Source organism: Gordonibacter massiliensis (ex Traore et al. 2017), from assembly GCF_019731765.1.
GTDB lineage: Bacteria > Actinomycetota > Coriobacteriia > Coriobacteriales > Eggerthellaceae > Gordonibacter > Gordonibacter massiliensis.
This window is the reverse complement of sequence record NZ_JAASIO010000007.1, coordinates 42,122-68,213: the sequence shown is the minus strand read 5'-3', so window position 1 is coordinate 68,213 and position 26,092 is coordinate 42,122. Positions and strand designations below refer to the sequence as shown.

23 protein-coding genes are annotated in these 26,092 nt (G+C 64.5%); 9 read left to right on the top strand and 14 right to left on the bottom strand.

Annotated elements, in window-relative coordinates:
- Nucleotides 1-54 precede the first annotated feature (54 nt).
- The 3 genes from HCH03_RS09245 to HCH03_RS16395 form a co-directional block, all read right to left on the bottom strand.
- The gene (locus HCH03_RS09245) at nucleotides 55-420 is read right to left on the bottom strand and encodes an arsenate reductase family protein (protein WP_080144644.1); all 366 of its coding nucleotides are present in this window, start codon (nucleotides 418-420) and stop codon (nucleotides 55-57) included.
- A gap of 62 nt (nucleotides 421-482) precedes the next feature.
- The gene (locus HCH03_RS09240) at nucleotides 483-935 is read right to left on the bottom strand and encodes a PIN domain-containing protein (protein ID WP_221689264.1); all 453 of its coding nucleotides are present in this window, start codon (nucleotides 933-935) and stop codon (nucleotides 483-485) included.
- 2 nt (nucleotides 936-937) lie between these two features.
- The gene (locus HCH03_RS16395) at nucleotides 938-1,357 is read right to left on the bottom strand and encodes a hypothetical protein (RefSeq protein WP_246599907.1); all 420 of its coding nucleotides are present in this window, start codon (nucleotides 1,355-1,357) and stop codon (nucleotides 938-940) included.
- 295 nt (nucleotides 1,358-1,652) lie between these two features.
- On the opposite strand from HCH03_RS16395, the gene HCH03_RS09230 reads away from it, so the two are divergent.
- The 4 genes from HCH03_RS09230 (at nucleotide 1,653) to HCH03_RS09215 (ending at nucleotide 4,466) form a co-directional block, all read left to right on the top strand.
- Nucleotides 1,653-2,024, top strand: coding sequence for a GntR family transcriptional regulator (locus HCH03_RS09230; RefSeq protein ID WP_080144642.1), 372 nt, complete (start codon nucleotides 1,653-1,655; stop codon nucleotides 2,022-2,024).
- Nucleotides 2,025-2,092: 68 nt separating this feature from the next.
- On the top strand, nucleotides 2,093-2,980 hold the full coding sequence (locus HCH03_RS09225; protein WP_221689263.1) for an ABC transporter ATP-binding protein: 888 nt from the start codon (nucleotides 2,093-2,095) through the stop codon (nucleotides 2,978-2,980).
- Nucleotides 2,977-3,678, top strand: coding sequence for an ABC-2 transporter permease (locus tag HCH03_RS09220; RefSeq protein WP_185904665.1), 702 nt, complete (start codon nucleotides 2,977-2,979; stop codon nucleotides 3,676-3,678). Before HCH03_RS09225 ends, HCH03_RS09220 begins: the two co-directional genes overlap by 4 nt.
- A gap of 74 nt (nucleotides 3,679-3,752) precedes the next feature.
- Complete coding sequence (locus HCH03_RS09215) at nucleotides 3,753-4,466, top strand: ABC-2 transporter permease (RefSeq protein ID WP_221689262.1); 714 nt, start codon at nucleotides 3,753-3,755, stop codon at nucleotides 4,464-4,466.
- Nucleotides 4,467-4,475: 9 nt separating this feature from the next.
- On the opposite strand, the gene HCH03_RS09210 is transcribed toward HCH03_RS09215, so the two are convergent.
- Entirely contained in the window at nucleotides 4,476-4,886 is a 411-nt protein-coding gene (locus HCH03_RS09210; protein WP_221689261.1) for an RrF2 family transcriptional regulator, read from the bottom strand.
- 228 nt (nucleotides 4,887-5,114) lie between these two features.
- Here HCH03_RS09210 and HCH03_RS09205 point away from each other — a divergent pair, with 228 nt between their 5' ends.
- From HCH03_RS09205 to HCH03_RS09195, 3 genes are all read left to right on the top strand, one after another.
- On the top strand, nucleotides 5,115-5,861 hold the full coding sequence (locus HCH03_RS09205) for a biosynthetic peptidoglycan transglycosylase (protein WP_221689260.1): 747 nt from the start codon (nucleotides 5,115-5,117) through the stop codon (nucleotides 5,859-5,861).
- 382 nt (nucleotides 5,862-6,243) lie between these two features.
- Nucleotides 6,244-7,125, top strand: a complete 882-nt coding sequence (locus HCH03_RS09200) for a glycoside hydrolase family 25 protein (protein WP_221689259.1) — start codon at nucleotides 6,244-6,246, stop codon at nucleotides 7,123-7,125.
- 405 nt (nucleotides 7,126-7,530) lie between these two features.
- Complete coding sequence (locus HCH03_RS09195) at nucleotides 7,531-8,832, top strand: MFS transporter (RefSeq protein WP_221689258.1); 1,302 nt, start codon at nucleotides 7,531-7,533, stop codon at nucleotides 8,830-8,832.
- 273 nt (nucleotides 8,833-9,105) lie between these two features.
- Here HCH03_RS09195 and HCH03_RS09190 read toward each other — a convergent pair whose 3' ends face one another.
- The 4 genes from HCH03_RS09190 to mnmA form a co-directional block, all read right to left on the bottom strand.
- Nucleotides 9,106-9,870 carry an SDR family NAD(P)-dependent oxidoreductase gene (locus HCH03_RS09190; RefSeq protein ID WP_221689257.1) on the bottom strand — a complete coding sequence of 255 codons (765 nt, stop codon included), beginning with the start codon at nucleotides 9,868-9,870 and terminating at the stop codon, nucleotides 9,106-9,108.
- 215 nt (nucleotides 9,871-10,085) lie between these two features.
- Nucleotides 10,086-12,236, bottom strand: a complete 2,151-nt coding sequence (gene uvrB / locus HCH03_RS09185; protein ID WP_281421110.1) for an excinuclease ABC subunit UvrB — start codon at nucleotides 12,234-12,236, stop codon at nucleotides 10,086-10,088.
- A 78-nt stretch (nucleotides 12,237-12,314) separates the two neighbouring features.
- Entirely contained in the window at nucleotides 12,315-12,911 is a 597-nt protein-coding gene (coaE, locus tag HCH03_RS09180) for a dephospho-CoA kinase (protein ID WP_080144633.1), read from the bottom strand.
- A complete protein-coding gene (gene mnmA / locus HCH03_RS09175) occupies nucleotides 12,908-13,978 on the bottom strand; it encodes a tRNA 2-thiouridine(34) synthase MnmA (RefSeq protein ID WP_221689256.1) in 1,071 nt (356 codons plus the stop codon). The genes coaE and mnmA overlap by 4 nt, the downstream gene beginning before the upstream one ends.
- Before the next feature lie 197 nt (nucleotides 13,979-14,175).
- Here mnmA and HCH03_RS09170 point away from each other — a divergent pair, with 197 nt between their 5' ends.
- Nucleotides 14,176-16,113, top strand: a complete 1,938-nt coding sequence (locus tag HCH03_RS09170) for an acyltransferase family protein (RefSeq protein ID WP_221689255.1) — start codon at nucleotides 14,176-14,178, stop codon at nucleotides 16,111-16,113.
- Nucleotides 16,114-16,351: 238 nt separating this feature from the next.
- Here HCH03_RS09170 and rpsA read toward each other — a convergent pair whose 3' ends face one another.
- The 6 genes from rpsA to HCH03_RS09140 form a co-directional block, all read right to left on the bottom strand.
- A complete protein-coding gene (rpsA, locus tag HCH03_RS09165) occupies nucleotides 16,352-17,578 on the bottom strand; it encodes a 30S ribosomal protein S1 (protein ID WP_080144630.1) in 1,227 nt (408 codons plus the stop codon).
- A gap of 213 nt (nucleotides 17,579-17,791) precedes the next feature.
- The gene (locus tag HCH03_RS09160) at nucleotides 17,792-21,313 is read right to left on the bottom strand and encodes a bifunctional diguanylate cyclase/phosphodiesterase (RefSeq protein ID WP_221689254.1); all 3,522 of its coding nucleotides are present in this window, start codon (nucleotides 21,311-21,313) and stop codon (nucleotides 17,792-17,794) included.
- Between the two features lie 140 nt (nucleotides 21,314-21,453).
- Nucleotides 21,454-22,788 carry a diguanylate cyclase domain-containing protein gene (locus tag HCH03_RS09155; RefSeq protein WP_221689253.1) on the bottom strand — a complete coding sequence of 445 codons (1,335 nt, stop codon included), beginning with the start codon at nucleotides 22,786-22,788 and terminating at the stop codon, nucleotides 21,454-21,456.
- Between the two features lie 188 nt (nucleotides 22,789-22,976).
- On the bottom strand, nucleotides 22,977-23,399 hold the full coding sequence (locus HCH03_RS09150) for a Fur family transcriptional regulator (protein ID WP_080144627.1): 423 nt from the start codon (nucleotides 23,397-23,399) through the stop codon (nucleotides 22,977-22,979).
- Between the two features lie 301 nt (nucleotides 23,400-23,700).
- Complete coding sequence (locus HCH03_RS09145) at nucleotides 23,701-24,039, bottom strand: P-II family nitrogen regulator (RefSeq protein WP_080144626.1); 339 nt, start codon at nucleotides 24,037-24,039, stop codon at nucleotides 23,701-23,703.
- 15 nt (nucleotides 24,040-24,054) lie between these two features.
- Nucleotides 24,055-25,329: an ammonium transporter gene (locus tag HCH03_RS09140; protein ID WP_221689252.1), complete on the bottom strand. Its 1,275-nt coding sequence runs from the start codon at nucleotides 25,327-25,329 to the stop codon at nucleotides 24,055-24,057.
- A 253-nt stretch (nucleotides 25,330-25,582) separates the two neighbouring features.
- Between HCH03_RS09140 and HCH03_RS09135 the strand changes: the two genes are divergently transcribed.
- Nucleotides 25,583-26,092 carry a GNAT family N-acetyltransferase gene (locus HCH03_RS09135; RefSeq protein ID WP_185904654.1) on the top strand — a complete coding sequence of 170 codons (510 nt, stop codon included), beginning with the start codon at nucleotides 25,583-25,585 and terminating at the stop codon, nucleotides 26,090-26,092.

Sequence of the window (26,092 nt, the reverse complement as noted above, 5' to 3'; positions counted from 1 at the left end):
CTCTGGAGAGCGCCCCTACGGAGCAACCAACACGATCGATGCCGCGCGTCGGTTCTAGCCCAGCAGCGCGCGCTCCCATTCCGCTTCTTTGAAGCCCACGAGCACGAAATCGTCCCCCACCACGATGGGGCGCTTCACCATCATGCCGTTCTCGGCGAGCAGCGCGTAGGCGTCCTCGTCGCTCATGCCCGCATCCAGCAGAGCCTTCACGTTGCGTTCGCGGTACAACATGCCGCTCGTGTTGAAGAAGCGCCGCAGCGGCAGCCCGCTTTTCGCGCGCCATGCCGCCAGCTCCTCCGCCGTCGGATTGTCCTCCACGATATGCCGGTCGACGTAGCCCACCCCGTGCGCGTCGAGCCACGCCTTCGCCTTCTTGCAGGTAGAGCACTTCGGATACTCCACGAACAGCACGTCAGTCATAAACCGCTCCCTTCATCTTCTCAACCGCCGCAGTGCGCAAGCAGCGGTCTCAAAACGACCCATTACCACGCTATCTCGTCATAGACTATTCCATGCTCACGCTCAAGCATCTCAAAAAACGTTACGGGAGAGCAAGACTTGACGCTTGCCTGCTCAAATCCTTTTCTATCACGCGTTATGAGCACATCGGCTTTCACTTTCTCGGCGCATCGAGCGACAAGACAATCTTCGAAATCGGGCCATTTCATTTTCGCCGACTCCACAATGTCCTCTTGTTCGACTTTGCACACATGCAGGTATTCCAAATTCTCTAAGAAAATGTCCTGGATGGAATCGCTTTCGTACTTTCCTCTATTCTTCATGAGGTAAAAGACGTCCGTAAAAGACTTTGCCGACACCCACAGCTCCGCATCCTGCGAAAGCCCCATGATCTTGAGGGCGAGCGCTTCGTGATAGAATTCTTTTCGAGCCGCGAAGATATCCAACATGACATTCGTATCGAGCAAAAGGCGCATATCTATCCTCGTTCCTCATCGTAGTATTCAGGGTATCGTTCACGCATAGCCTCTTCGCGCAACTGATCAAACGTTTTCCCCTCCCACGAATCCGGAGCTCGAAGCGTCATTTCCTCTGCGCGTTCTTTCAGCTTCCTTTTTTGTTCGGGAGTAAGCGTACGTCGTCGTGCGGCCACCTCTTCAAGCGATGGATACGCTTTAGGAAGCTCCCCCTGATCTATGACGTATTTATATGCGGCATTAATAAGTTCGGTCGGGGTAGCGCCGATTTTTTTCAAGACCTCGTTTCCTTGCTCCCTAATTTCCATGGGAACGCGCGCGGTGACAACAGAATCGGACGTAGTGACTTTTTTCCCGGTTGGCTTCTTCGAAGCCTTCTTTGAGGCTTCTCTTGAAACTCCTCTTTCCATTACAGCCTCCATTGAGTCCGTCCTTTCTCTTTTAATTAATAATAGTGTAATACAGTATTACTTTCAAGTCGCAAAATTCCCTTCCTATTCCGCTTGACACGCGCCCTTCATAGTGTTTATAGTGTGCATATAGGGTATATACACTCTGCACACTACGAAGCAGGACGCGCGGCAGAGCGAAAACCCTCGGGCGGTGGGAAAGAACGTGTTTCCAGCCGCTCAGGTGCGGCGACGAGACGTCGCCGCCGCACCGCCGGAGGCGCACGGGACGCCGGGCGCTTCCCCGCTGGAACCATAAAGGAGCACCGTGGACATCATCATCTCGAACGCAAGCGACAAGCCCATCTACGAGCAGATAACCGCTCAGATGAAGAACCTCATCATGAACGGCACGCTCGCAGAAGGGGCCCAGCTCCCCTCGATGCGCGCGCTGGCGAACGACCTGCGCATCAGCGTCATCACCACGAAGCGCGCCTACGCCGACCTCGAAGCCCAAGGGTTCATCGAGACGGTGCAGGGCAAGGGCAGTTTCGTGGCCGGCGGCAACATGGAGCTTTTGCGCGAAGAGCGCCTACGGCACATCGAGGAGCTGCTGGGCAGCGCGGTCGACGAGGCGAGAAACGCCGGCGTCGATGCGCAGGAACTCCACGACATGCTCGACCTCCTTATGGAGGACTGATCGCGGAACCCCGCCTGCACGGGCTCGGATCCGCCGACCGTTCAACCGCAAGAAGAAAGTGACGACTGATGAGCGATTTACTGCGCATACAAAACTTGGAAAAGCACTACGACGACTTCGACCTCGAAGGCGTCTCCCTCAGCGTGCCGACGGGCAGCGTCGTAGGCTTCGTCGGCTCCAACGGCGCCGGCAAGACCACCACCATCAAGGCCGTGCTCGGGCTCATCAGACCCGACGGCGGCTCCGTAACGCTGTTCGGCGAAGAGGTCTCGAACGCGCCCGAAAAGCGGCTCGCCCAGCTCAAACAGCGCATCGGCGTGGTGTTCGACACGTGCTCGTTCCCTGAAGAGCTCACGGTGGACATGGTGGGCAAGCTCATGGACCAGTGCTACAAGAACTGGAACCCGGGCGCGTTCCACACGTTCGCGCGCGCCTTCAAGCTCCCGCTGGACAAAACCGTGAAGGAGCTGTCGCGCGGCATGGGCATGAAGCTGTCGCTGGCGTGCGCCTTGGCGCACAACCCCGACCTGCTCGTGCTCGACGAAGCCACGGCCGGCCTCGACCCCATGGCCCGCGAGGAGGCACTCAACACGCTGCGCCTGTTCATGAACGACGAGCATCGCGGCATCCTCATGTCCAGCCACATCACGAGCGACCTCGAGAAGATAGCCGACTACATCGTGTGCATCGACGAGGGCCGCATCGTGTTCTCCGTGGAGAAGGACGTCATCACCGACCTAGCCGGCGTGGCCCAGTGCCGTGCGGCCGAGTTCGACGCCGTGGTGGACAGCGGCTTCTTCGCTCCGGGCGCCCTGCACTACGAGCGCAACACCTACGGCACGTCCGTCCTCGTACCCGACCGCCAGGAGTTCGCCGCGCGGTTCCCCTCCATCGCGCTCGACCGCGCCGACATCGAATCTTACATGTCGCTCATGCTGAAGGGAGACGTCCGATGAAAACCATGCTCATGTTCGACCTGCTCACCGCGAAAAAGATCGCGATGTCCCAAATGGTGCTGGGCGTGGCCGTGTCCCTTGTCATCGCGGTGTCCACCCAAACCCCCATCACCATCATGCCCATCATGGCGCTCATGCTGGCCTACTCGGTCGGGTTCACGCTCGTGGCCTACGACGAGCGCAACGATTGGGAGCGGTTCCGCCTGACGCTGCCCCTCTCGCGCGCGGACATCATCCGCGGCCGCTACGGCACGTTCGTCGTCATGACGCTGGCAGGTCTGGTTGTTGGCGCGCTGCTCACCGCCATCGTTTACGGTCTGGCCCAGATCTTGCCGGACGCACCGGTGCTCTCCTCGCTTTCCGAGCCGCTCGGCTGGCAGGTGGTGCTGGCGATGGCCGTGGCCTCTGTAGCGTTCTCGCTCGTCCTCTGGCTCATCGCACTGCCCTTGGTCGCACGCTTCGGCATGACGAAGGCGGTGCGCTTCATCCCGCTGGCCTTCATCGCCTTCCTGCCCATCGGCACCGTGCTGGCACAGCAGGCCGGCCCGCCGCCCGCGTTCGTCGTCGACCTGATCACCTGGGCCGTCACCTCTGAGGGCACCATCGTCCTGTCGCTGGCCGTTCTCGCCCTCATGGCCGTGCTCGCCGTGCTCTCATGCCTGCTGTCCGTGAAGCTGTACGAGAAACGGGAGTTCTAGGGCGAGGCGAAACGCGCGCTCTCGAGGAACCCGGAATCCGCCGAGCCTCGAGAGCGCGTAACGGAAGGAGCTCCATGAAAGCGATGTTCCTAATGGACTTCACCACCACGAAGAAGCTGATGAAGCGCTACCTGTTGCTGCTCGTTGCCATGGGCGGCGTCGCCGCGCTCATCATGGGCAGCCATCCGGGAATCATCCCCTATTTCGGCGAGATATCCGCGGTATCGGTCGCGCAAGCGCTGGCAATGCACGACGACCAGCGCGATTGGAACCGCTTTCGCCTGGTTTTGCCCCTCACCCGCGCCGACGTCGTGCTCGGGCGCTACGCGTTCCTCGCGGCCATCGCCATAGCGGGCACGCTGATAGGTACGGCCATCTACTTTCTCGCAACCCTCGCCGTGCAAAGCGTGCCCGCCTACGCGGCGGTCGTGCTTCGCCCAGACGGTTTGGATGTCGTCGGACTTTCCTGGTCCGTCGCGGTGTCGCTCGCATTGGCGCTCGTCACCGGAGGCATCATGCTGCCCGCGTTCCTGAACTTCGGTTTCGCGAACGCGACGCGCTACGCCATGGCCCTGCTCATGATGGTCTCGATCCTTGCCATCAACCCTGTCATCAACGTCTGGATCAAGCCCGAGGCGGCTCCCCCGTTTCTCCGCGGGCTCGCATCGCTCGCAGCGTCGCCCGAAAGCTTCCTCGTCGCGGCCGGCGTCCTGGCAACCGCGGCCGCGGCGTTCTACCTCGCATCCTGCGTCGTGTGCCTCAAGATCTACCGACGCCTCGATTTCTAGCGCTCGCCGCTAGCCCATCTTTACCAGGTCGGCCAGCGAGACGCCGTCCACGTAGTCCTCGATGGTGCGATCCAAACCGCGCCAGAAGTTGATGGCCACGCACTCGTCGCGGCGCGGGCACGCTTCGGCGCCCTCCTCGAGGCAAGCCACAGGCGCGCAGCTGCCCTCGGTGGCACGCAGCACGTCGCCGGCGGTGATGTCCTCGGCCGGCCGGGCCAGCAGGTAACCGCCGCTCACGCCGCGAATGCTTTTCAGCACGCCGGCCTTCACCAAGGCGCCGCCCAGTTGCTCAAGGTATTTGACGGAAAGGTCTTGCCGCTCGGCCGCTTGGCGCATGGTCACGGGCACACCGTCCTCCGCGCGGCTGGCGATGTCGATCATGAGTCGCAAGGCGTAGCGCCCCTTCGTCGAAATCATCATGTTTCCCCACCGTCCTAACCGCGTTGCCCTGGTCGCTCGCGAAGCAAACACCCTCGTAGCGAGAGCGAATCACCACTTGCCTGTGTTAAGTATAGCGCAAAGGTATCATATCCGCACCGGTCTTCCTTTCAGGAATGTAAGACCGGGGCAAGTGGTGGGTAAGGTTTCCTTAAGGAAGGCTTGGTATAACGGATAACGTAGACATGCATCAAAGGAAAGGCGGCCACCATGGCTCCGAGCACCCATCGCACCACCACGGCCGAGCGCGTCGCCCGGGTTGCCGGGCACCTGCTCGTGCTGGCGACCGTCCTCGTCGTGCTCGCAAGCGCGTTTTTCGCGGCGCGCGGGTTCAACCTGTACCGAGACGCCCTCGAAGCCCTGCCTCTGAACGACCTCGAGCAACGCATCGAAGGCCGGCAGGGGTTCACCCCCATCGACGAGCTGCCCGATTTGTACCTGCAAGCCGTGGTGGCCGTGGAAGACCATCGCTTCTACGCCCATCCGGGTTTCGACATCATAGCCACCGGCCGCGCGCTGGTGAACGATATCAAGGCAGGTGCCGTGGTGGAGGGCGGCAGCACCATCACGCAGCAGCTGGCGAAGAACGAGTACTTCACCCAAGAGCAAACGCTCGAGCGCAAGGTGGCCGAGGTGTTCATGGCGTTGACCATGGAGCAGCACTTCTCGAAGCGGCAGATATTGGAGATGTACGTGAACTCGATCTACTTCGGCGACGGCTACGAGGGAATCGGCAACGCCAGCGCCGGCTACTTCGGCAAACCGCCACGCGCGCTCGATGCGAGCGAATGCACCCTGCTGGCCGGCATCCCGAACGCCCCGAGCGCCTATGCGCTTTCGGAAAACCCCGACCTCGCCCATCAACGCCAAGGGCAGGTGCTGAAGAAGCTCGTGGCGTACAACTATCTCGACGAGGCCGATGCCGCGCGTATCGGCGCGCAAGGCGCTCGCGCCTAGTACTCGCCGCCCAGTGCAACCCGCCGGTCGCAGATACGACCGCAGCGGCCCGCCGACCAACGCAGTGCAAGCCCCGATTTCCGAGCAGAATTGACGGTAGGGTGCGCGTCAAGGCTTCACACTCGGGCGGCGCGACGACGTTTCTCCTGCTCGCGCATTTCGGTAATCATCCCGTGGGCGCGAAAGGCCCTTCGAAAGCGCTTGCGCATCTTCGGAGGGCGTACCCTACCGTCAATTCTGCTCGAAAAAAGGCCCTTCCGCTGCATCCGAGCCCCCCTGACGGCCGAAGAGGCCGCCGGACGCACCGGAGGAGTTCTGTAATCGCAACGGTGTCAGCGGCAGAACGCGCGAGAAGGCGCAGAGCTTTGCTAGGATGAACCGCATGAACACGAAAGGCTCCCTTCCACCCCGCGCGCCGCGACCAACGCGGCGCAGCTCGCACGGCTCCGCTTCGCGCGTGCCCGAAAGCCGTACACCCCTGCGCATCGTCGTGGGCCTTGTCGCGCTGGCAATCGTGGCAGGCGCCTTCGGCCTGCTGTCCGCGCGCTGCTCGCCCTCGAGCGACGTCGCCGCACCGACGGGCTATGTGAGCCCCTACGATTGGAGCGGCCTCGAGCGCTCTGGCGATCGTTTGGCCTATTACGAGGACGGCGTGTTGAGTTCCCGATTCGGCATCGACGTGTCCGACCATCAGGGCTCCATCGACTGGAATGCCGTTGCCGCCGACGGCGTCGAATTCGCCCTGGTGCGCGTGGGCAACCGCGGCTACACCGAAGGCGTCCTGTACGCCGACGATCGGTATGCCGAGAACATCGACGGCGCGACGAGCGCCGGGCTGGACGTGGGCGCGTACTTCTTCTCGCAGGCCACGAGCGTTCAGGAAGCGCGCGAGGAGGCCGAATTCGTGCTGAATCTGCTGGCCGGCCGCTATCTTGCCCTGCCCGTCGTGTACGACCACGAGCCGGTGAACGATGCCGCGGGCCGCGCGAACGCGCTCGATCGCGAGACGCTCACCGCCTGCGCCCGGGCGTTCTGCGAGCGCATCGAGCAGGGCGGCTACTCCACGATGATCTACGGCAACAGCGGCGATATGGCGCGCTACGACCGCGCCGGCCTGGGCGGCCGTCCCGTATGGTTCGCGGAATACGACGCCGCCCTGCCCCACGCGCAGTTCGACTTCGTCATGTGGCAGTACACGAACGCCGGCACCGTGGCGGGCATCAACACGAATGTGGATCTGAACCTGTTGCTCGACACCAAGTAGAAGACCCCCCTGTCATTCTGAGCGGAGCGCGCAGCGCGGAGTCGAAGAACCTTCGACAAAGGAATTCCCGCGTAGCCGAAGATCCTTCGACTACGGGCCCTAAGCGCCCTCCGCTCAGGATGACAGGGGGAGCCACGTCCCTCCTCCCATGCTTGACACGCCTCGCACGCGCCGTTAGACTGTGCAGACTTGAAACCTACCAAGGAGCTCTGTTTCGATGCACCACGCATTTCTGTAGTCGGCACGTTCGCACGCGCCGACGCTCATCGCAACTTCCCGTTGCATCCTCTTTTGCCAACCGGAATGGCTGGCGCGGCCGCGTACGCAACCCCACACTGAAATGCACACCGCTCGACCTCGCGTCGCGCGGCCGCCCATCGCATCGACCTTGAAGGAGCTCCATCCATGACTGAGTCCACCATGACCCTGAGCGCCGCGGGCCATCCGCTCCCCAAGCGCTGGCTCGCCGTCATCGCCACCATCTGGATCGGCCAAGCCGTTTCCATGATAACCAGCTACGCCGCCGGCTACGCGGTGGTCTGGTACATCACCGAGACCACCGGCAGCGCCCTCATGCTGTCCGCGGCCGCCATCTGCGCGTACCTGCCGCAGGGGCTGCTGTCGCCCTTCGGCGGCGTCATCGCCGACAAGCATAACCGCAAGACCGTCATGATCATCGCCGACCTGAGCGTGGGCGTGGTGTCGTTGGGTTTGGGCATCGCCATCCTACTGGGCCAGGTGTCGTTCGCGCTGCTCATGATCCTTGTCATCGTGCGCAGCGTGGGCCAGGCGTTCCACGGGCCCGCCATGATGGCCGCCATGCCGCTGCTCGTGCCCGAGAAGCACCTGCTGCGCATCAACACGCTCGACCAGCTGCTCATGAGCGTGGCGTCCATCGGCGCGCCCGCGTTCGGCATCTTCCTGTACACCACCATCGGCTTCCACTCCGTCATGTTCCTCGACTTCGCCGGCGCGCTCGTGGCCGTGGCGGGCCTGGCTCTGGCGAAGATCCCCACCGTTATCGACAAAGGGGCCGAGAACCAGCACGTGCTGGCGAACCTGCGCGACGGATGGCGCGCGCTTTCGGCCAACCGCGGCCTGGTCATCCTCATAGCCGGCGTGACGGTGGGCATGGTGGCGTTCGCGCCGCTGGGCGCCATCTTCCCGCTCATGACGTTCGACCACTTCGGCGGCGACGGCTACGCGGCCTCCATCGTGGAAGCGGCGTTCGGTGTGGGCATGGTGGCCGGATCGGTCGTGCTGATGGCCTGGGGCGGCGGCAAGCGCCTGGCGCTGCTCATCGGCGTGGCGGCCCTTATCGTAGGCGCCACCACCATGGCCTGCGGGTTCCTCACGCCCACGATGTTCTGGGCGTTCGTGGCGCTCTGCGCCGTCATGGCCGTGGCCTGCGCCTGGTTCAACGGCCCGCTCATCACGCTCGTCCAGCGCAACGTGCCCGAGGAGAAGACGGGCCGCGCACTGGGCCTGTGCATGGCAGCCATGGGCTTGGCCTCGCCCGTGGGCATCGCGCTGGGCGGCATGCTGGCCGAGAGCATCGGCGTGGCCCCGTTCTTCGTGGTGGACGGCGCCATCTGCCTGGCGCTGGGCGCAGTGGTGTACCTGCCCAAGAGCGTGCGCGCCCTCGACCGCGCACCGCGCGTTGCGGATGGGAACGCGATCGAGCCCGAGGCGGTTCAGCCCGAATAGGCGGAAGCGCGCCGTGAATGCCCCAAAAGGGATCAGGCATCTTATGGGGCATTCGAAAAACGGGCCGATGTTTTGAAGCCGAAGGAGCCGTATCGAAAGTCGCTGCAGCGCGTGCTCGTCGACCGCCCCTAGAAGCGGGGCAAGCCCCGCCAACTCGACCTGCGAAGACGCATCTTGCCGTGGAGGCGGGACAAGTCCCGCCTCCACGAAGAGCGTTTTACGGCCCTCGGCGCGTCACCTTTTCCGCTTTGAAGAAAGGGCCTGAGCGCCGCCCTACGGCTTCATGCCCGAGCCGCCTTGCACCATGATGGTGTCGCCCGTCACGAACGACGCGTCGGAGCTGGCCAGGAACACGCACACGCGTCCCACGTCCTTCTCCGCGTCGCCGAAGCGGCCAAGCGGGATGGCCTTCATGTTCTTCTCGTACATCTCGGGCTCGCGCTCGCGCCATTCCTCGAGCGCTTTCGTCATGACGATGGGGCACACGATGTTCACATTGATGTCGTCGGGGCCCCACTCCGACGCTGCCACGCGGCTCATGCCGCGAATGCCCTCCTTCGCCGCCGCATACGAACTCTGACCGGGATTTCCACCGATGCCCGCACCGGAGGCGAAGTTGATGACGGAGCCGGCGGACTTCTTGAGGTACGGGTACGCGTGCTTCATGTAGAAGAACGTCGCGTACAGGCCCGATCGGACCGCCAGGTCGAAGTCCTCTTCGGAGTGCTGCACCAGCGTGAGCCCCGATGCGGAGGCTTGGGCGTTGTTTATGAGCACGTCGATGCCGCCGAAATGCTCGGCGCCCGCATCGACGGCTGCGCGGACCTCGTCCTCTTTCGAGCCGTCGGCGATGACGGTGAACACCTCGGAGCCGAAATCGCGCTCCAACTCCTCCTTGGCAGCCTCCAAGCCACCCGGGAACAGGTCGGTGAGAACGAACCTCACCCCTTCGGTCGCGAACGCCCGCTCGATACCGCGCGCGATGCCGCCACCGCCGCCGGTGATGAGAACCACCTTGTCCTTCAAGCCTCTGTCCATGTCGTCTCCTTCGACTCGCCAATACCGCCTGCTCGTATGGTATCGTGGCGCATCGAGCGCGGAGTCCTGCGCTCCGCAAGCAAAAAGACGTGTTCGGCCAGCGGTTTCGTTCCCCGAAACGCACCTGTCGAACGGCGCGCCATGGCCTGCAAGCGGCTGCGGCCGGTGCCCGCCTACCCTGCGCCAGCGCGGAGACCCGCGGGCGCGGAGAAAACCTACGAGCTGCGGCTCGAGCCGTAGGCGGCGTGCTTGCGGTTGCCGAAGGCGCTGCCCTTGCGGGCGCCCTTCTTCAAATCCTTCAGCACGTCCTCCTCGCTCGCGCCTTCCACCTGGGCTCGCAGCTTCACCACCTGGTCGCGCAGGCGGGCGGCTTCCTCGTAGTCCATGCTGAGCGACGCCGACGCCATCTCGTCTTCCATGGAGGCGATGATGCGCAGCACCTCCTCGCGCGAGAGCGCGGCCAGCTCCATGTTCACCTGCTCGGCCGTGGTGTTGCCCACCTCGTCGGTCACGTAATCCATGATGTCGTTGATGGCCTTGCGGATGGTTTGCGGCTCTATGCCGTGGTCTTGGTTGTACTGCATCTGTATGGCGCGGCGGCGCTTCGTCTCCTCGATGGCCAGCGCCATGGAGTCGGTGGTCTTGTCGGCGTACATGATCACCTGGCCCGACACGTTGCGCGCGGCGCGGCCGATGGTCTGGATAAGCGAGCGGTGGTTGCGCAGGAAGCCCTCCTTGTCGGCATCCAGGATGGCCACGAGCGACACCTCCGGCAGGTCCAGGCCCTCGCGCAAGAGGTTGATGCCCACCAGCACGTCGAACTTGCCCTGGCGCAGCTCGCGCAGTATCTCCACGCGTTCGAGCGTGGCGATGTCCGAGTGCATGTAGCGCGCCTTCACGCCCTGGTCCAGCAGGTGGTCGGTCAGATCCTCGGCCATCTTCTTCGTGAGCGTGGTGATGAGCACGCGCTCGTCGCGCGCGGCGCGCTCCTTCGACTCGTCGATGATGTCGTCGATCTGCGACGCGCTGCCGCGCACGATGATCTCGGGGTCCAGCAGGCCCGTGGGACGGATGATCTGGTCCACCTTCTGCTGCGACACCTTCTCCTCGTAGTCGCCCGGCGTGGCCGACACGTACACGAACTGAGGAATGCGCTCCTCGAACTCGTCGAAGCGCAAGGGGCGGTTGTCCAGGCAGCTGGGCAGGCGGAACCCGTGCTCGGCCAGCGTGATCTTGCGCGAGCGGTCCCCCTCGTGCATGCCGCGGATCTGCGGCACCGTCACGTGGCTCTCGTCGATGATGCAGAGGAAGTCCTTCGGGAAGTAGTCGATGAGCGTGTAGGGCGGCTCGCCCGGCTGGCGCCCGTCGATGTGGCGCGAGTAGTTCTCGATGCCGGAGCAGAAGCCCATGGTCTCCATCATCTCCAGATCGTAGTTCGTGCGCATCTCCAAACGCTGCGCTTCCAGCAGCTTGCCCTCCTCCTTGAATTGCTGCAGGCGCTCGCGGAGCTCGTCGCGGATGGTGCCCAGCGCGCGGTCCATCTTCGGCCGCGTGGCCACGTAGTGCGACGCGGGCCAGATGGGAAGCGCCTCGAACTCGTTCACCACCTCGCCCGTGACGTTGTCCACCTCCGTTATGCGCTCGATCTCGTCGCCCCAGAACTCGATGCGCAGCGGGTTGTCCGCGTAAGGCGGGAACACGTCCAGGTTGTCGCCGCGCACGCGGAACGTGCCGCGCTTCAGCTCGTAGTCGTTGCGATCGTACTGGATGTCGATGAGCTCGTGGATGACGTCGTCGCGGTCCATCTCCTTCTGCTTGTCCACGAACACGGCCATGCCGGCGTAGTCCATGGGGCTGCCGATGCCGTAGATGCACGACACCGACGCCACCACGATGCAGTCGCGGCGGGAGAGCAGCGCCGACGTGGCCGCGTGGCGCAGCTTCTCCACCTCCTCGTTGATGGAGGCGTCCTTCTCGATGAACGTGTCGGACGAGGGCACGTAGGCCTCGGGTTGGTAGTAGTCGTAGTAGCTCACGAAGTACACCACCGAGTTGTTGGGGAAGAACTCCTTGAGCTCGCTGGCCAGCTGCGCGGCCAGCGTCTTGTTCGGCGCCATGACCAGCGTGGGCTTCTGCACGGCCTCGATGGTCTTGGCCATGGTGAACGTCTTGCCCGAGCCCGTCACGCCGAGCAGCGTCTGGTAGCGCAGGCCCTCCTCAACGCCATGCGCAAGCTTCTCGATAGCTTGAGGCTGGTCGCCCGACGGCTCGAAGGGCGACACCACCTGAAACGGCGTGTTGGCCAGCCGCACGTCCGGCAGCTTGCCTTCCATTTCCAAGCCCTCGAGATTAGAGAGATGCGCCATGCTGCTCCTTCCCGCGTACGTAAGGGAACTAGTGTAGCACAGCGCACCGACTATGAACAGATGTTCGTTATTGAGATGTTACAGATCTTTGCGGTAGGTATCCCACCAAGCTATCACCTGGTTGTGCAGCTCCTCGGGGGTGCCGTCGTTGTTGAACACCACGTCGGCGGCCTCGATGCGGTCGGCGTCGGTGATCTGGCGGGCGATGCGGCGACGCACGTCGGCCTCGTCGAAGCCCGATGCCACGGCGCGTTCGATGCGCACGTCGAGCGGCGCCAGCACGGCAATGACCACGTCGGCGTCGTAAGCGAGCGAGGACGTGCGGTTCTTGAACACGGAATGCTCCACGACCACGGCCTTGTTGCCCGCGGCCTCCAGCTCGGCGACTTTGTCGCGATAGGCGTCCTCGATGCGCGGCACGGTGATGCGGTTGAGCTTGCGCGTTTCGGCGGGGCTCACGAACGCCTTGTGCGCGAGCGCCTTGCGGTCGACCGCGTCGCCGTCCATGATGTCGGGGCCGAAGGTGTCGACCAGCTCCTCCTTCACCGTATCCCAGGTGAGGACGTCGTGGCCCACCTTGTCGAGGTCGATGTACGGCAAGCCCGCGTCCACAAGGGCCTTGCGGGCCGTCGACTTGCCGGCGCCCATGCCGCCGATGATGAACAGCTTCTTCATACCGATGTTACCTCCTCGATCATGCCGCCTCCGAGCACGGTGTCACCAACGGAGAACACGGCGAACTGACCCGGCGCCGTGGTCGGCTGGGGCTCGCGCAGCACCGCGCGCACGCGCCCTTCGGGCTCGGGCTCTATGATACACGGAACCGCGCGGCTGCGGTACCGCAGTTTCACGCTGGCGGCGCGCGGCTCGTCCAAACGCTCGATGGCCTGCCACCTCACCGGCCCCGCGAGCACGCCGCCGATGAGCGCCTCGTTCGCGAAGCCCACCACCAGATCGGCCGTATCGGGCCGCTTGTCCACCACGTAGTACGGCTCGGATGCCGCGATGCCGATGCCCTTGCGCTGCCCCACCGTGAAGTTGGCGAGCCCGTCGTGCCGACCGAGCACGGTGCCCGAACGATCGACGATGTCGCCCGGCCGGTCGTCCACGCCGCGTGCCTGCAGAAACGCGCGGTAGTCGCCTTCGATGAAGCACACGTCCTGGCTTTCGGGCTTCTCGGCCACCGGCAACCCGAGATCGGCCGCGAGCACGCGCACCTCCGCTTTCGTCGTGCCGCCCAGCGGCAGCACGAGGCGGGCCAGCTGGTCCTGGTCGAGCAGCGCCAGCATGTAGCTTTGGTCCTTGCGCACGTCGAGCGCGGCTTTCACCGCGTACCGGCCGCTCTCCGCAAGCTGGACGATGCGCGCGTAGTGGCCGGTGGCAACCGCGCGGCAGCCCAGCTCGTCAGCCGCGTCCAGCAGCGCGGGCAGCTTGCAGCGCGCGTTGCAACCCACGCAGGGACTGGGCGTGAGCCCGGCGGCGTAGCCGTCTACGAACGGTCGAACCACCTCGCACTCGAACAGGCCGGTGCAGTCCCGCTCCGCGTGGCGCACGCCCAGACGGGCGCACACGGCCGCCGCGTCGGCCGCCGCCCGGTCGGCCGCGGCGTCGTCGGTGAAACGGCACGTCACGCCTACCACCTCGTAGCCCGCACGCATGAGCAGTGCGGCGGACACGGCGCTGTCCACGCCTCCGCTCATACCCAGCGCCACGCGCTGCGGCCCGTTGTCGCCAACCGCCATCGGCCTTCCTTTCCTGTCGTGCGCTCGCGTCCGCCTTCCAAGGCAAGTATAGTCGATAACCTTTCAACGATTCGTGAAGAGCCTACGCAGAACGGCCGCGCAGCGCTATGATGCGCTTTTGGTGTCTATGGAGCGTTATACTGAATCATTGCGCTTTCCGCACACCAGAAACGAACCAGAGAACAGGGGAACGCACTATGTCGGGCTCGAAATCCCGTTACATACCGGCGCTTGACGGCCTGCGGGCCTTCGCCGTGCTCGCCGTTATCGCCTACCATATGCGCATGGAATGGGCACCGGGAGGCCTGCTGGGCGTCACGGTGTTCTTCGTGCTGTCCGGGTATCTCATCACCAGCTTGCTGCTCATCGAGTTCGACAACACCGGCAAAATCGACCTTCCCCAATTCTGGCTGCGGCGCGTGCGGCGGCTCGTGCCCGCCATCGTGTTCGTCATCGCGTGCACGGCCGTGCTGTGCACCGTGTTCAACCACGCCCTGCTCACGAAAATGCGCCCCGACGTGGTGCCGTCGCTGCTCTTCTTCAACAACTGGTGGCAGATATTCCACGACGTATCGTACTTCGAGGCTTTGGGATCGCCCTCGCCGCTCGCCCATTTCTGGTCGCTGGCCATCGAGGAGCAGTTCTACCTCATATGGCCCGTGGCGCTGTTCCTCTGCCTGAGGAAGGGCGTGAAGAAAACCTCGCTGCGCAACGCCACGCTCGTGCTGGCCGTGCTCTCCGCCGTGGAGATGGCGCTGCTGTTCAGCCCCACCGCCGACCCGAGCCGCGTGTACTACGGCACCGACACGCGCGCGTTCTCACTGCTCATCGGCGCATGGCTCGCGTTCGTGTGGCCCTCGCACATGCTGGGCGCGAAAAGCGGCGTGCGCCTGACGAAGCGCGAGCGCTCCGTGTTCGACGGCGTGGGTGCCGCAGCCTTGGTGGGCTTGGTGCTGCTGGTGGTGTTCTCGAACGGGTTCTCGCCGTTTCTGTACCGGGGCGGCCTGGTGCTGTGCTCGGTGCTCACGGCCGTGGTCATCGCCGTCATGGTGCATCCGGCCAGCCGCCTTGGCAGCGTGGCCGGCGCGGCGCCGCTTGTGTGGATAGGCAAGCGCAGCTACGGCATATACCTGTGGCACTACCCGCTGCTGCTGCTCATGGACGCCGGCACGGTGAGCGAGACGCCGTGGTGGCTCTATCTGCTGCAGCTGGCGGCGGTGTTCGCCTGCGCCGCGTTCTCGTACCGCTTCGTGGAGAACCCCATCCGCCACGGCGCCATCGGCCGCCTGGTGAAGAACGTGCGCGCAGGCGAGGTGTCGCTGCCGGATTGGCTGCGCAGGCACGCCGCGCCCGCTGTGGGAGCCGGGGCGCTCGTGGTCGTGGCCGTGGGCGGCCTCGTGCTCGTGCCGTCGACATCGGCGCTCGAGGGCGGCGACTTGCTGAAGCAGGCGGAGGAGCAGCAAAGCCAGGGGCCGGCGAACCTGCCCGCAGCGCCCGAGGGAGCTTCCGACGGCGAAGCTGCGGCCGAGAAGCCGAAGTTCGACGTGCTCATGATTGGCGACTCGGTATCGGTGCGCGCCGTGCCCTACTTCGAGGAGACGTTCCCCTACGGAGCCATCGACGCCGCCGTGAACCGGCAGCTCTACGTGGGCCGCGAGGTGTACGACCAGTACAAAGACCAAGACCTCGTGGGCGGCATCGTGGTGCTGGCGCTGGGCACGAACGGCCCCGCCACCGACGAGCAGCTGGACGAGATCATCGGCGACGTGGGCTCCGACAAGCAGATATGGCTCGTGAACACCCGCAGTCCGCGCGACTGGGTGCAGTCCACGAACGACGCGCTGGCGAGCGCCGCCGAGCGCTACGGCAACGTGCACCTTATCGACTGGTACGGCGCGAGCGCCGGCCGCGACGACCTCTTCGACGGCGACGGCACCCACCTCACCGAGGAGGGCGCGCAGTTCTACATCGACCTGGTCTATCAAGCCGTTGCGGACCAGCTGCCCGAGCATCACGAGGACGAAGACGTGGCGGTGGTGAAGACGCCCGCCGAGCTGGCCGTGGACGAAGTTATAGCAACCACCCGTACCGGTGTGGAAGCCGCCGCCCGAAACATGGTGGGGCCGATCTCGTAGGGGCGGCCTGACGGCTGCTCGCCGCACGCAGGCCTCTATATCGACGGCATTCGCGCGGCGAGCGCGCAGTGCGTCCGCCGCGCGAACCTCCGTTTTCGGAACGCATCGCGCCGGGCGGCCAGCAGGCCGCCCCTACGGGCCGCCGTCTCCGAAGCGAACCGCAAGCGCCCCCCTACGCAACAAGGGCCGGCGCTTGCGCGCCGGCCCTTGCGAGGTTCATGCTAATGGAAGGTTCAGGCTATTCCGCAGCGGGCTCCTCGGCAGGAGCTTCCTCGGCGGCCGGAGCCTCTTCCTTCTTCTCGGCCTTCTTCTTGGCCGGCTTCTCCTCGGCCTGGATGGACTCGTCGACCTCGATCTCGAAGCCCAGCTCCTCGGCGGCGGCCTTCATGGACAGGGAGATGCGGCGACGCTCGGGGTTGATCTCCATGACCTTGACCTTCACCTCGTCGCCGGCATGCACGACCTGCGCCGGCGTGTCGATATGGCGCTGCGACATCTCGGAGATGTGCACGAGGCCCTCGATGCTCTGGCCCAGCTCGATGAACGCGCCGAACGGCACGATCTTCGTCACCTTGCCGTCGACGATGGTGCCCACGGGGTAGCTCTCGACGAGCTTGATCCACGGATCTTCCGTCGTCTGCTTGAGGCCGAGCGAGATGCGCTCGCGCTGCAGATCGACGTCCAGAACCTCGACCTCCACCTCGTCGCCCACCTTGACGACCTCGGACGGATGGTTGACGTGGTTCCAAGACAGCTCGGAGATGTGCACCAGGCCGTCGATGCCGCCCAGGTCGACGAACGCGCCGAAGTCGACGATGGAGGAGACGGTGCCCTTCAGGCGCATGCCCTTCGACAGCTTCGCGAGGATCTCGGCACGCTCGTTCTTGCGGCCCTCCTCCAGCAGCACGCGACGGGACAGCACGACGTTGTTGCGGTTGCGGTCCATCTCGATGACGCGGGCCTCGATCTCGGTGTTGAGGTACATGTCGAGGTCCTTGACGCGACGGAGGTCGACCAGCGACGCCGGCAGGAAGCCGCGCAGGCCGATGTCGAGGATGAGGCCGCCCTTGACGACTTCGATGACCTCGCCCGTGACCACTTCGCCGGCCTTGAACTTCTCTTCGACGCGGATCCAGGCACGCTCGTACTCGGCGCGCTTCTTGGAAAGGATCAGACGGCCGTCCTTGTCTTCCTTCTGCAGAACGAGGGCTTCGATCTTCTCGCCCAGTTCCACGATGTCGGACGGATCGGCGTCCTTGCGGATGGACAGCTCGCGGGAGGGGATGACGCCCTCGCTCTTGAAGCCGATGTCCACGAGCACTTCGTCGTGCTCGATCTTGACGACGGTGCCGTCGACGAGATCGCCCTCGTCGAACTCGGTCAGCGTGCCGTCGATCATCTCGTTCATCTGCTCGTCGGAGATGTCGCTGAAGTCGATGACGGACGTGTTCTTGATGTCGGTCAAAACGGACCCCTTTCAAACTTAAGTCGGGGACCCTTCGTCATGATTGATTGCTTACACCATGTTCGCTCTGCAAAAGCTTGCTCGCTCAGCTGTGCAACAAAAACATGTCTCGGGGGCCTGCAGTTACGTGGCTTACGGGAGGTTTCCCGATAAGCCGCATTAGTATAGCACACGGGAAACGCCCGCAGAACCACTATTCGCAAGGCCCCACGATTATTTCCGCTCTCCAAAGCCCGTTGCCCGCCCGTCGCCGCCTTGGCGGCCTTGGCCGAATACGAGCCGCTCGAATGCGGCGGGAGGAATCGGGCGCGAGAACAGATAGCCCTGGATCATGTCGCACCCCGCACGCTTGAGAAACGCCGCCTGATCCTCTGTTTCCACGCCCTCGGCCACGGTGCGCATGCCCAAGCGCCGCGACAGCTCGATGACGATGTCGATGATGTCGGCGCCGCGCCCCTGGGAGAAGTCCGGCGCGTCGAAGAACACGCCGTCGAGCTTGAGCGTGTCGACGTCGATGTCCTTGAGCACGTTGAGCGAGGAGTAGCCGCTCCCGAAATCGTCCAGGGAGCAGCGGTAGCCCGCCGCGTGGAGCTCGTCGATGACGCGGGCGAGCCGCTCCGGATCCTCGAACACAAGCGTCTCGGTCAACTCGATCTCGATGAGCGGTGCCGGCACTTCGTAGCGGCGTCGTATCTCCTCGTAGCGCTCGACGAAGCTCGGGTCGGCCAAGTGGGCGCGCGACAGGTTCACCGAGAGGGGAACCGGCTGAAGACCGGCATCCGTCCAAGCGCGCAGCAAAGCGCACACCTGCTCGAACACGTTCAAATCGAGGTCGACCACGAAGCCGTTGCGCTCGAACAGCGGGATGAAGTCGTTCGGCGGCACGAGCCCCCGCACCGGGTCCGCCCATCGCACGAGCGCCTCGGCCCCCACGACGGCGTTCGTGCGCAGCTCGAGCTTCGGCTGCAGGAAGATCACGAACTCGCCGGCATCGAGCGCGACGCGCATGCGGTTCTCTAGCTCCTTCTCCTCGGCAAGGCGCAGGCGATCTTCGTCGCTGTAGAACCGGCACGCGCACAGGCGGCCGCCCGCGGCGGAGCGCCCTATCTTCTTGCGGGCCACGTTCGCCCGGTCCTGCAGCTGCATCATGGGAAGGTCGGGCTCATCGATCACGTACACGCCGGCCGTCATGGTCAGCAGGTACGTGCGCCCTCCCAAATCGAGGTCGTCGTTGACGGCGTGGGCCAGGTCCTCGAGACGCTCCTCAAGGACATCGTGCGGCCCCGCCTTGACCAAGAGGCTGAACAGGTCGGCCGACACGCGGGCCACGTACTCGCCCTCGTCGAGGCAGGATGCGAGACGGTCGTGAACGTAGGCAAGCACTCGGTTGCCGTTCTCGATGCCGAACTGGTCGTTCACCACCTTGAACTTCTGGATGTCGAGGGATACGAGCGCGTAGGCGTTCGCCGGGGCGGCCTTCACGGCGGCACCCGCGTCCAACTCGAAGCTCGTGCGGTTGCGCCCCTTCGTGACCTCGTCGACGAATGCGAGCCGCCGCAGCCGTTCGTTTGCCTCGTCGGTCAGGCGGCGCTGCTCGGTCACCTCGGTGGTGTCGAGGTACAGCACCAGGTAGACAGGGTCGCCGTCCACCCAGTCGATGCAGTCGCCCACGATGGTGAAGTACGCCTTCCGATCGTCGCGGCCGATGGCCTCGATCTCGAACGACGTGGGCCTGCCGGCGCGGAAGTCGGCGAAACGCGAGTTGATGGCGCGCTCGTTGGCCTTCACGTTGAGGTCGAACAGCCGGTTCGCCTCGTCCGCGCCCACGATGCCGAAGAACTCGGTGAAGCGCTCGTTTCCCCATGTCAGGTGAAGCCCGTCCGCACCCACGCGGTAGCGGGCCACGAATCCGGGCAGGTTGTCGTACGTGACGGAGCGCTCCTGCTCCATCTGCACGACGTCGTTCACGCCGGTGAACGTGGCGTAAATGACGGGCACGCCGTCCACCTTCTCGCTGGTGAACAGGCCCACCACGCGTATCCACAGGCGGCTGCCGCCCTTCACGGGCATCTGGAGCAGGCACTCGTAGCCGGGCTCGCCGGCGGCCACCGCGCCCATGACGGTCGCGCTCAGCTCTTCGAACACGTCGGGGAAGTCGGCGAAGTAGTCGGCGCAGTTGTTGTTGAACAGCGTAACGTACTCCTCGCGCGTGTAGCCCGTCATCTCGTAGTAGAAGTCGTTCGCCCACACGACCTCGAACTTCTCTGTCATCAAGTGCTTGCTCACGCTCACGTGCAGGGCGCTCATGAGCATGTTGTAATCGCGCAGCAGGGCGCTTTCGCCGATGGAGGGCATGAACGTCGCACTCGTCGTGGCGTCGGGTGCCGCGGGTGTCATGCCGGCCAGCGCCTTGTCCAGGTGGAACGTGCGCTTGCGCTCGTACATCTGCGCGTCGGCGGCCAGCAGCAGAGCGGGCACGTCGGAGGGGTTCTCCGCCCATTGCGCGCCCATCGACACGAACCGCTCGGCGGACCCGAGGCCGAAACGCCCCTCGACGCACGCCTCGGCGAACGCATCGTCCAAATCTGCGGCCATGCGCTCGAACCGCCCCTCGTCCACCCCGGGGGCGAGCGCCACGAACTCGTCGCCGCCGATGCGGTACAGGTTCGCCCCCTCAAGCGCGCCGCGCATCTGCGCGGCGCAGAAGCGCAGCAACTCGTCGCCGCGATCGTGGCCGTAGCGGTCGTTCACGACTTTGAGGTCGTTCACGTCGAGGAACAGGATGCCCAGCGAACCGCCGTCCCGCTTGAGCGCCTCGACGTCGCTTAAATAGCGGTTGCGGTTGTACAGGCCGGTCAGATCGTCGTGAAAGCTCAGCGACGTGAGCCGCCGCTCGTTTTCGATACGCGCGACCGTGGACATGAAGAAGTAGCAAAGCGTCTTGAGCGGCGAGCCTATGTTGCGCACGAGCGACGAGGCCGGGTTCTCGATGCACAGAAAGCCGACGACGCTGCCCTGGCGCTCAAGGGGCACGGCCGCAAGGGAGGACACCCGGCGCCGCTCGAGGAACGCCCGCTCGTCCGCGCATTCGGCGGGAAGGCTCGCCACGTCCTCGATGATGACGCATTTTCCGCGCCCGAACAGGCGACGCCAGCGCTCGACCAGCGCGCCGTCGAGGTCCCGACGAACCGCCACCTGCTGCGCGCGACCGTCGGCACGCCATTCGAACGTCGCCGAAACCCGCCCGTCCCTCAGGCGGAAGAAGCGCATGCGGTCGGCGGCGAGGTACTTTCCCAGGCTGTCCAACATGCGGCGCGTGGCCTCTTCCAAGTCGCTCGCTCCGTACAGGTCGCGCGCGCACTGCAGCACCATGCCCTCGGCGTCGAGCGCCTTGCGCAGGTCGTCTTCGCTCGTGCCGCTCGCCGTCATGTCGAGCGCGACCTCGAGGCGCGCGGGGCGCCCTTCCCAGTCGATGAGCCGATCCTTCAGCAGATAGCGATGGTTCGTAATGGAGTTCACATGCTCCCACGTGTAGATGTCGTCGTACGAGAGCCGGTCGTTCGTGCAGAAGGCGCAGGGCGCGTCGAGCCGCTGCAGCACGGCGTGGCAGGTCTGGTTGGCTATGTCCTCGACGCCCGCCAGGCGCTTGCCGGAATCGTTCAGGTAGAGCAGCTCGTGCGTCTCGAGATCGGCAACGTACACCACCTCGGAAATATCATCCATGTATTCGAACACGTGCCCGCCGCCATTTCGTCAACGCCCGTCACGGCGTAACCGTTGTCGAGCAATACTAGTCCTTTTTCAGAGTGCGCGCCATCGGAAACCGCCGTATCGAACGAAGTTGAGGCAGCGGCGCGGGCGAAAGGCCCCTGCCGTCACTCGCGATAGCGTGCGGATGCGGGATGCGAACGGTAGTAGGTGCGTTTGTCCTCGTACATGGCACCGTCGGCCCGCCGAACCGCCTCGTCCACCAAGCACGGCTCCGCCGCATAGTGCAAGCCCATGGCCATGGAGCAGCCCGTCTGCGCCAGGCGCTCCCGCACGGTATCGACCAGCGCGCCGAAGCCCTCCGCGGACGCATCGAGCACGACGGCGAGAAACTCGTCGCCGCCCATGCGGTAGACACGGGTGCCCGCAAGCGCCTCCTCCAGCGCGCGCCCTGCCGCGACGAGCGCCTGGTCGCCTTTCGCATGCCCCTCCAGATCGTTGAAATCCTTCAAGCCGTTCATGTCCACGTAGATCACCCCGAAGCCGCGCCGAGGGCCGTCGGAGTCGAGCCGCTCGACGTCCTCGATGAAGCGGTTGCGGTTCGCCAAACCGGTAAGCGCATCGGTGTAGCTCAGCTCGCGAAAGCGCTCCTTCGCGCGGTGGCGCTCCAGCTCCATGGAAAGGAAGTAAGACAGGCTGGTGAAGAACTCGGCGCAGTGGTCGAGGTGGACGGCGGCCGGGTTGTCCACGCCAATGGAGCCGATGAGCTCGCCCTCCACGAGCAAAGGGGCGTCGACCAGGGAGGTGATGCCCTGCGGGGCGAGCATTTCGTACTCGCTCGGCGATGTCTCGCGCAGGTCCTCCAGATCCTTGACGATAACGGTCTCGCGCTTCAGGAACAGCGGCATCCATTCCGTCACCCACGACATGTCCATATCCTGCAGCTCGTCGATCTGGGGCGTGACGCCTTCGGCGCACCATTCGTGGGAATTGCTGAACGAGGTGCCGTCGGACGACACTTGGAACAGGTACACGCGGTCGGCCTCCAGAAACTCGCCGATCATTTTCAGAACCGACGTCATGTCCCCCGCGAAGCCGTCGATATTCTGCAGCTTCATAGCGCAGCGCACGAGTAGCGTCTCCAGGCCCAGCCTCGTTTCCAACGCCTGGCGCCGCTCCTCTTCGGCGGTCATGTCGAAGGCCATTTCCAAACGCGCCGAACGGCCGTGCCACTCGATGAGCTTGTCCTTGAGCAGGTAGTGGCGACCGTACTTCTCGTTGTAATGCGTCCACGACAGGAACGAATCGGTGGAAAGCCGATCGATGTTGCAGAAATCGCAGGGAGCATCGCGACCCAGCACCACATCGTAGCAGGTGCGTCCTTGCCAATCGCCGACGATGCGTCTCGCGGATTCGTTGACATAGAGCATTTCGTGGGTATCCGGATCGCTCACGTAGATGATCTCTGCCAGCTCGTCGAATATTTCGTAGGGGTCAGACATGCGGCCCTCTTTCGCGTCGTCTCCTCGCCTCTCCCGCCGAACGGGGCGAAAAGCGCCCTCGTCCGTTCGACCGCCGCGCGCGAACGCTTTGACGATCAGCTTTACATCTTACTCCACGGCGAGCGACTTCGGGCCGAACAAGCGATGCCGAACGAAAAACGAAGCCGACCCGAAGGCCGGCAACGCCGTCAGGCACCGGCCTTCTGACAGGCGGGGCACACGCCGTCGAAGATGATCTCGTGCCCCTCGATGGCGAACCCGTGCGCGTCGGACACCTTCGAGGCGATGTCGGACTCGTAGGGCATGTCGACGTCCACGATGCGCCCGCACACGCGGCACTTCGCGTGGTAGTGGGGCTCGTTGAAGAAGTCGTAGCGATCGGCGCCGTTGGGCACCTCCACGCGCAGCACGTCGCCGCGGTTGGCCAACACGCCCAGATTGCGGTAGACCGTGGCCCGCGAGATGTTCGGGTACGTGCGGCGAACCGCCTCGTACACGTCGGCCGACGTGGGGTGGTCGTGCAGCGATCGCACCGCTTCCAGCACCAGCGCCCTTTGAATGGTGTTGCGCGTTGCCGCGCTTCCCTGCTTGTCGGAAACCGTACCGGCCATGGGGAGGCTCCTTTCGCGCCGAAGATGATGAGATAGTAATCCGTATCGTAATTCAAATAGGATTATATCTCATTAGCGTCAAATGGGAAGGGGCGCTCGGGAAACGACGCCGATCCGTGAAGGATGGATGGAGGCGGGCGCGCTCCCGCAGCAAAGGACGCGGGAACGGCACCTAGCACGAGGGTGCGAAGGGGGCGGGAACGGCGAAGGGGCGCCCATCGGCGGCGGCCGCGCCCGCAAGGCGGCCCGCCCGGCTTTCGCCGAGCGGGCCATCACGGTCGTTCGCCCTGCGCGCCCTCCCCTACACGGCGGCGTCGCCTGTCTCGCCCGTGCGGATGCGCACGACCTCGTCCACGGGGAAGATGAATATCTTGCCGTCGCCCACCTCGCCCGTGCGCGCCGTGGAGCGGATGAGCTCCACCAGGGGGTCGACCTGCTCGTCATCGACGACGAGTTCGAACTTCACCTTCGGTATCATGTTCAACATGACCTCGGTGCCGCGGTAGTACTCCTTCCAACCGTGCTGGTTCCCGCAGCCCTGCACCTGCGAGATGGTCATGCCGTTCACCTTCGCGGCGAACAGCGCGTCTTTGAGCGGCTCGAGCTTCTCGGGCCGCACGATCGCGGCTATCTTCTTCATAGGTACGCTCCTTCCCTAGTCCAGGCCCACGTAAGCCGGATACGCGCTCTCGCCGTGGGCCGCCACGTCCAGGCCCTGCGCCTCCTCCTGCTCGCTCACGCGCAGGCTGCCCCTGAACACGAGCTTGACGGCGAAGCCGAGACCCAAATCGAGCACGCCCACGAACACGACGGTCACGAGGATGCCGAGCACCTGCGCGCCCAGCAGCGTGGGATCGCCCGTGTAGAACAGGCCGCCGAAGTCGGTCCAGGAGAGCTCCGGCACGCAGAACAGGCCGGTGAGGATGCCGCCGGTGACGCCGCCGACGGCGTGGCAGCCGAACGCGTCGAGCGCGTCGTCGTAGCCGATCTTCTTCTTCAGGAACGAGATGGCGAAGTAGCATACGGGCGACACGATCAGGCCCATGACGACCGCAGCCCACGGCTCCACGAAACCGGCCGCCGGCGTGATGACCACGAGGCCGGCCACCAGGCCCGTGGCGGCGCCGACGAGCGTGGGCTTGCCCACGCGCACGCGCTCGATGACCATCCACGACACGAGCGCCGCGCCGGAGGCCACCACGGTGTTCACCAAGGCCAACGCCGCCACGCCGTCGGGGGCGAACTCGGAGCCCGCGTTGAAGCCGAACCAGCCGAACCACAGCAGCGTGGCGCCCAACGCGACGAACGGCACGTTGTGGGGCCGGTAGCTTATCATGCCGAACCCGCGGCGCTTGCCTGCGATCAGGCAGAGAACGAGGCCCGTGAGGCCGGACGAGATGTGCACCACGTCGCCGCCGGCGAAGTCGAGCGCGCCGATGGTGTCGCCCACGAGGCTCCCTTCGCCGCCCCACACCATGTGGGCGAGCGGCGGGTACACCACGATGGTCCACACGGCCACGAACGCGCACACCGCGCCGAACTTCACGCGTCCGGCCACCGCGCCCGTGATGATGGCCGTGGTTATCATGCAGAACGCCAGCTGGAACACGACGTCGGCCAACGCGGGATACGCGTCGTGACTCAGCGCTTCGGGAGCCTCGCTCGTGACGCTGGCCACGAGCCCCTGAAGCCCGATCTGATCGAAGCCCCCGAAGAACGGAATCGAGCCGTCGCCGCCGTAGGCGAACGACCAGCCGCAGAGCGTCCACGTGATGCCGACGATGCCCAGCACCGCAAACGACATGATCATGGTGTTCACGACGTTCTTGCGGCGGCTGAGGCCCCCGTAGAAGAACGCCAAGCCCGGCGTCATCAACAAGACGAGCATCGCGCACACGATCATGAAGCCCGTCGAACCGGAGTCAAACATATGCATCTACCTCCTTCATTTGCTTTTCCCTGTCAGGTGACGTATTCGATGATCGCATCGTTCCATCAGGTAAAACGTAAAGCTGCCCACTGTTAACGAGCTTGGAAACGCCTTTTAACAAACGGGAAGCACCCGTGTTACCGAACGGAAACACGCTCCCGCGAGCAACCGCGCGAATCGTCCCGAGAGGCGGATGCGCACCGTGCCGGTTGCGGTATAGTGGGAAGGGAACGCCACAAGAAAGGAGCATTGCATGACGATCGAGTTCGTTGCGGTCGAGACGCCCGAGGACCGGCAGCGCTTGGCGGCGCTTGCCGACGAGATATGGCACGAGTACTGGCCCGCCCTCATCGGCGAGTCGCAGACCGACTACATGGTGGAGCAGTTCCAAAGCCTGGAGGCCATCGAGCGCGACATGGCCGAACACGGCTACGAGTACTGGTTCCTGCGCGCCGACGACGGGCGCATCGCCGGCTACACGGGCGGACGCCCCGAGCCCGAGACGAACCGCTTCTTCATCTCGAAGATATACCTGCTGGCCGAGGAACGCGGGCACGGTTTCGCCAGCCAAACCATCCGCTTCTACGAGAACCTGTGCCGCGAGCGCGGGTTCGAGGCGATGTACTTGACGGTGAACAAGCACAACGACCTGGGCGTGCGCGCCTACCGCGGCAAAGGGTTCGAGACCATCGATTCGGTGGAAACGGACATCGGGCAGGGCTTCATCATGGACGACTTCGTCATGGAAAAGCGCGTGGACTAG

What these genes read in the sequence shown, in the direction of transcription:
- HCH03_RS09135 (WP_185904654.1), top strand. Translation starts at nt 25,583, where the DNA reads ATGACGATCGAGTTCGTTGCGGTCGAGACGCCCGAGGACCGGCAGCGC.
- HCH03_RS09150 (WP_080144627.1), bottom strand. Translation starts at nt 23,399, where the DNA reads ATGGCCGGTACGGTTTCCGACAAGCAGGGAAGCGCGGCAACGCGCAAC.
- HCH03_RS09210 (WP_221689261.1), bottom strand. Translation starts at nt 4,886, where the DNA reads ATGATGATTTCGACGAAGGGGCGCTACGCCTTGCGACTCATGATCGAC.
- HCH03_RS09170 (WP_221689255.1), top strand. Translation starts at nt 14,176, where the DNA reads ATGTCGGGCTCGAAATCCCGTTACATACCGGCGCTTGACGGCCTGCGG.
- HCH03_RS09195 (WP_221689258.1), top strand. Translation starts at nt 7,531, where the DNA reads ATGACTGAGTCCACCATGACCCTGAGCGCCGCGGGCCATCCGCTCCCC.
- coaE (WP_080144633.1), bottom strand. Translation starts at nt 12,911, where the DNA reads ATGAAGAAGCTGTTCATCATCGGCGGCATGGGCGCCGGCAAGTCGACG.
- HCH03_RS09190 (WP_221689257.1), bottom strand. Translation starts at nt 9,870, where the DNA reads ATGGACAGAGGCTTGAAGGACAAGGTGGTTCTCATCACCGGCGGCGGT.
- HCH03_RS16395 (WP_246599907.1), bottom strand. Translation starts at nt 1,357, where the DNA reads ATGGAGGCTGTAATGGAAAGAGGAGTTTCAAGAGAAGCCTCAAAGAAG.
- HCH03_RS09220 (WP_185904665.1), top strand. Translation starts at nt 2,977, where the DNA reads ATGAAAACCATGCTCATGTTCGACCTGCTCACCGCGAAAAAGATCGCG.
- mnmA (WP_221689256.1), bottom strand. Translation starts at nt 13,978, where the DNA reads ATGGCGGTTGGCGACAACGGGCCGCAGCGCGTGGCGCTGGGTATGAGC.
- HCH03_RS09205 (WP_221689260.1), top strand. Translation starts at nt 5,115, where the DNA reads ATGGCTCCGAGCACCCATCGCACCACCACGGCCGAGCGCGTCGCCCGG.
- HCH03_RS09140 (WP_221689252.1), bottom strand. Translation starts at nt 25,329, where the DNA reads ATGTTTGACTCCGGTTCGACGGGCTTCATGATCGTGTGCGCGATGCTC.
- HCH03_RS09215 (WP_221689262.1), top strand. Translation starts at nt 3,753, where the DNA reads ATGAAAGCGATGTTCCTAATGGACTTCACCACCACGAAGAAGCTGATG.
- HCH03_RS09225 (WP_221689263.1), top strand. Translation starts at nt 2,093, where the DNA reads ATGAGCGATTTACTGCGCATACAAAACTTGGAAAAGCACTACGACGAC.
- HCH03_RS09240 (WP_221689264.1), bottom strand. Translation starts at nt 935, where the DNA reads ATGCGCCTTTTGCTCGATACGAATGTCATGTTGGATATCTTCGCGGCT.
- HCH03_RS09200 (WP_221689259.1), top strand. Translation starts at nt 6,244, where the DNA reads ATGAACACGAAAGGCTCCCTTCCACCCCGCGCGCCGCGACCAACGCGG.
- HCH03_RS09245 (WP_080144644.1), bottom strand. Translation starts at nt 420, where the DNA reads ATGACTGACGTGCTGTTCGTGGAGTATCCGAAGTGCTCTACCTGCAAG.
- HCH03_RS09155 (WP_221689253.1), bottom strand. Translation starts at nt 22,788, where the DNA reads ATGTCTGACCCCTACGAAATATTCGACGAGCTGGCAGAGATCATCTAC.
- uvrB (WP_281421110.1), bottom strand. Translation starts at nt 12,236, where the DNA reads ATGGCGCATCTCTCTAATCTCGAGGGCTTGGAAATGGAAGGCAAGCTG.
- HCH03_RS09145 (WP_080144626.1), bottom strand. Translation starts at nt 24,039, where the DNA reads ATGAAGAAGATAGCCGCGATCGTGCGGCCCGAGAAGCTCGAGCCGCTC.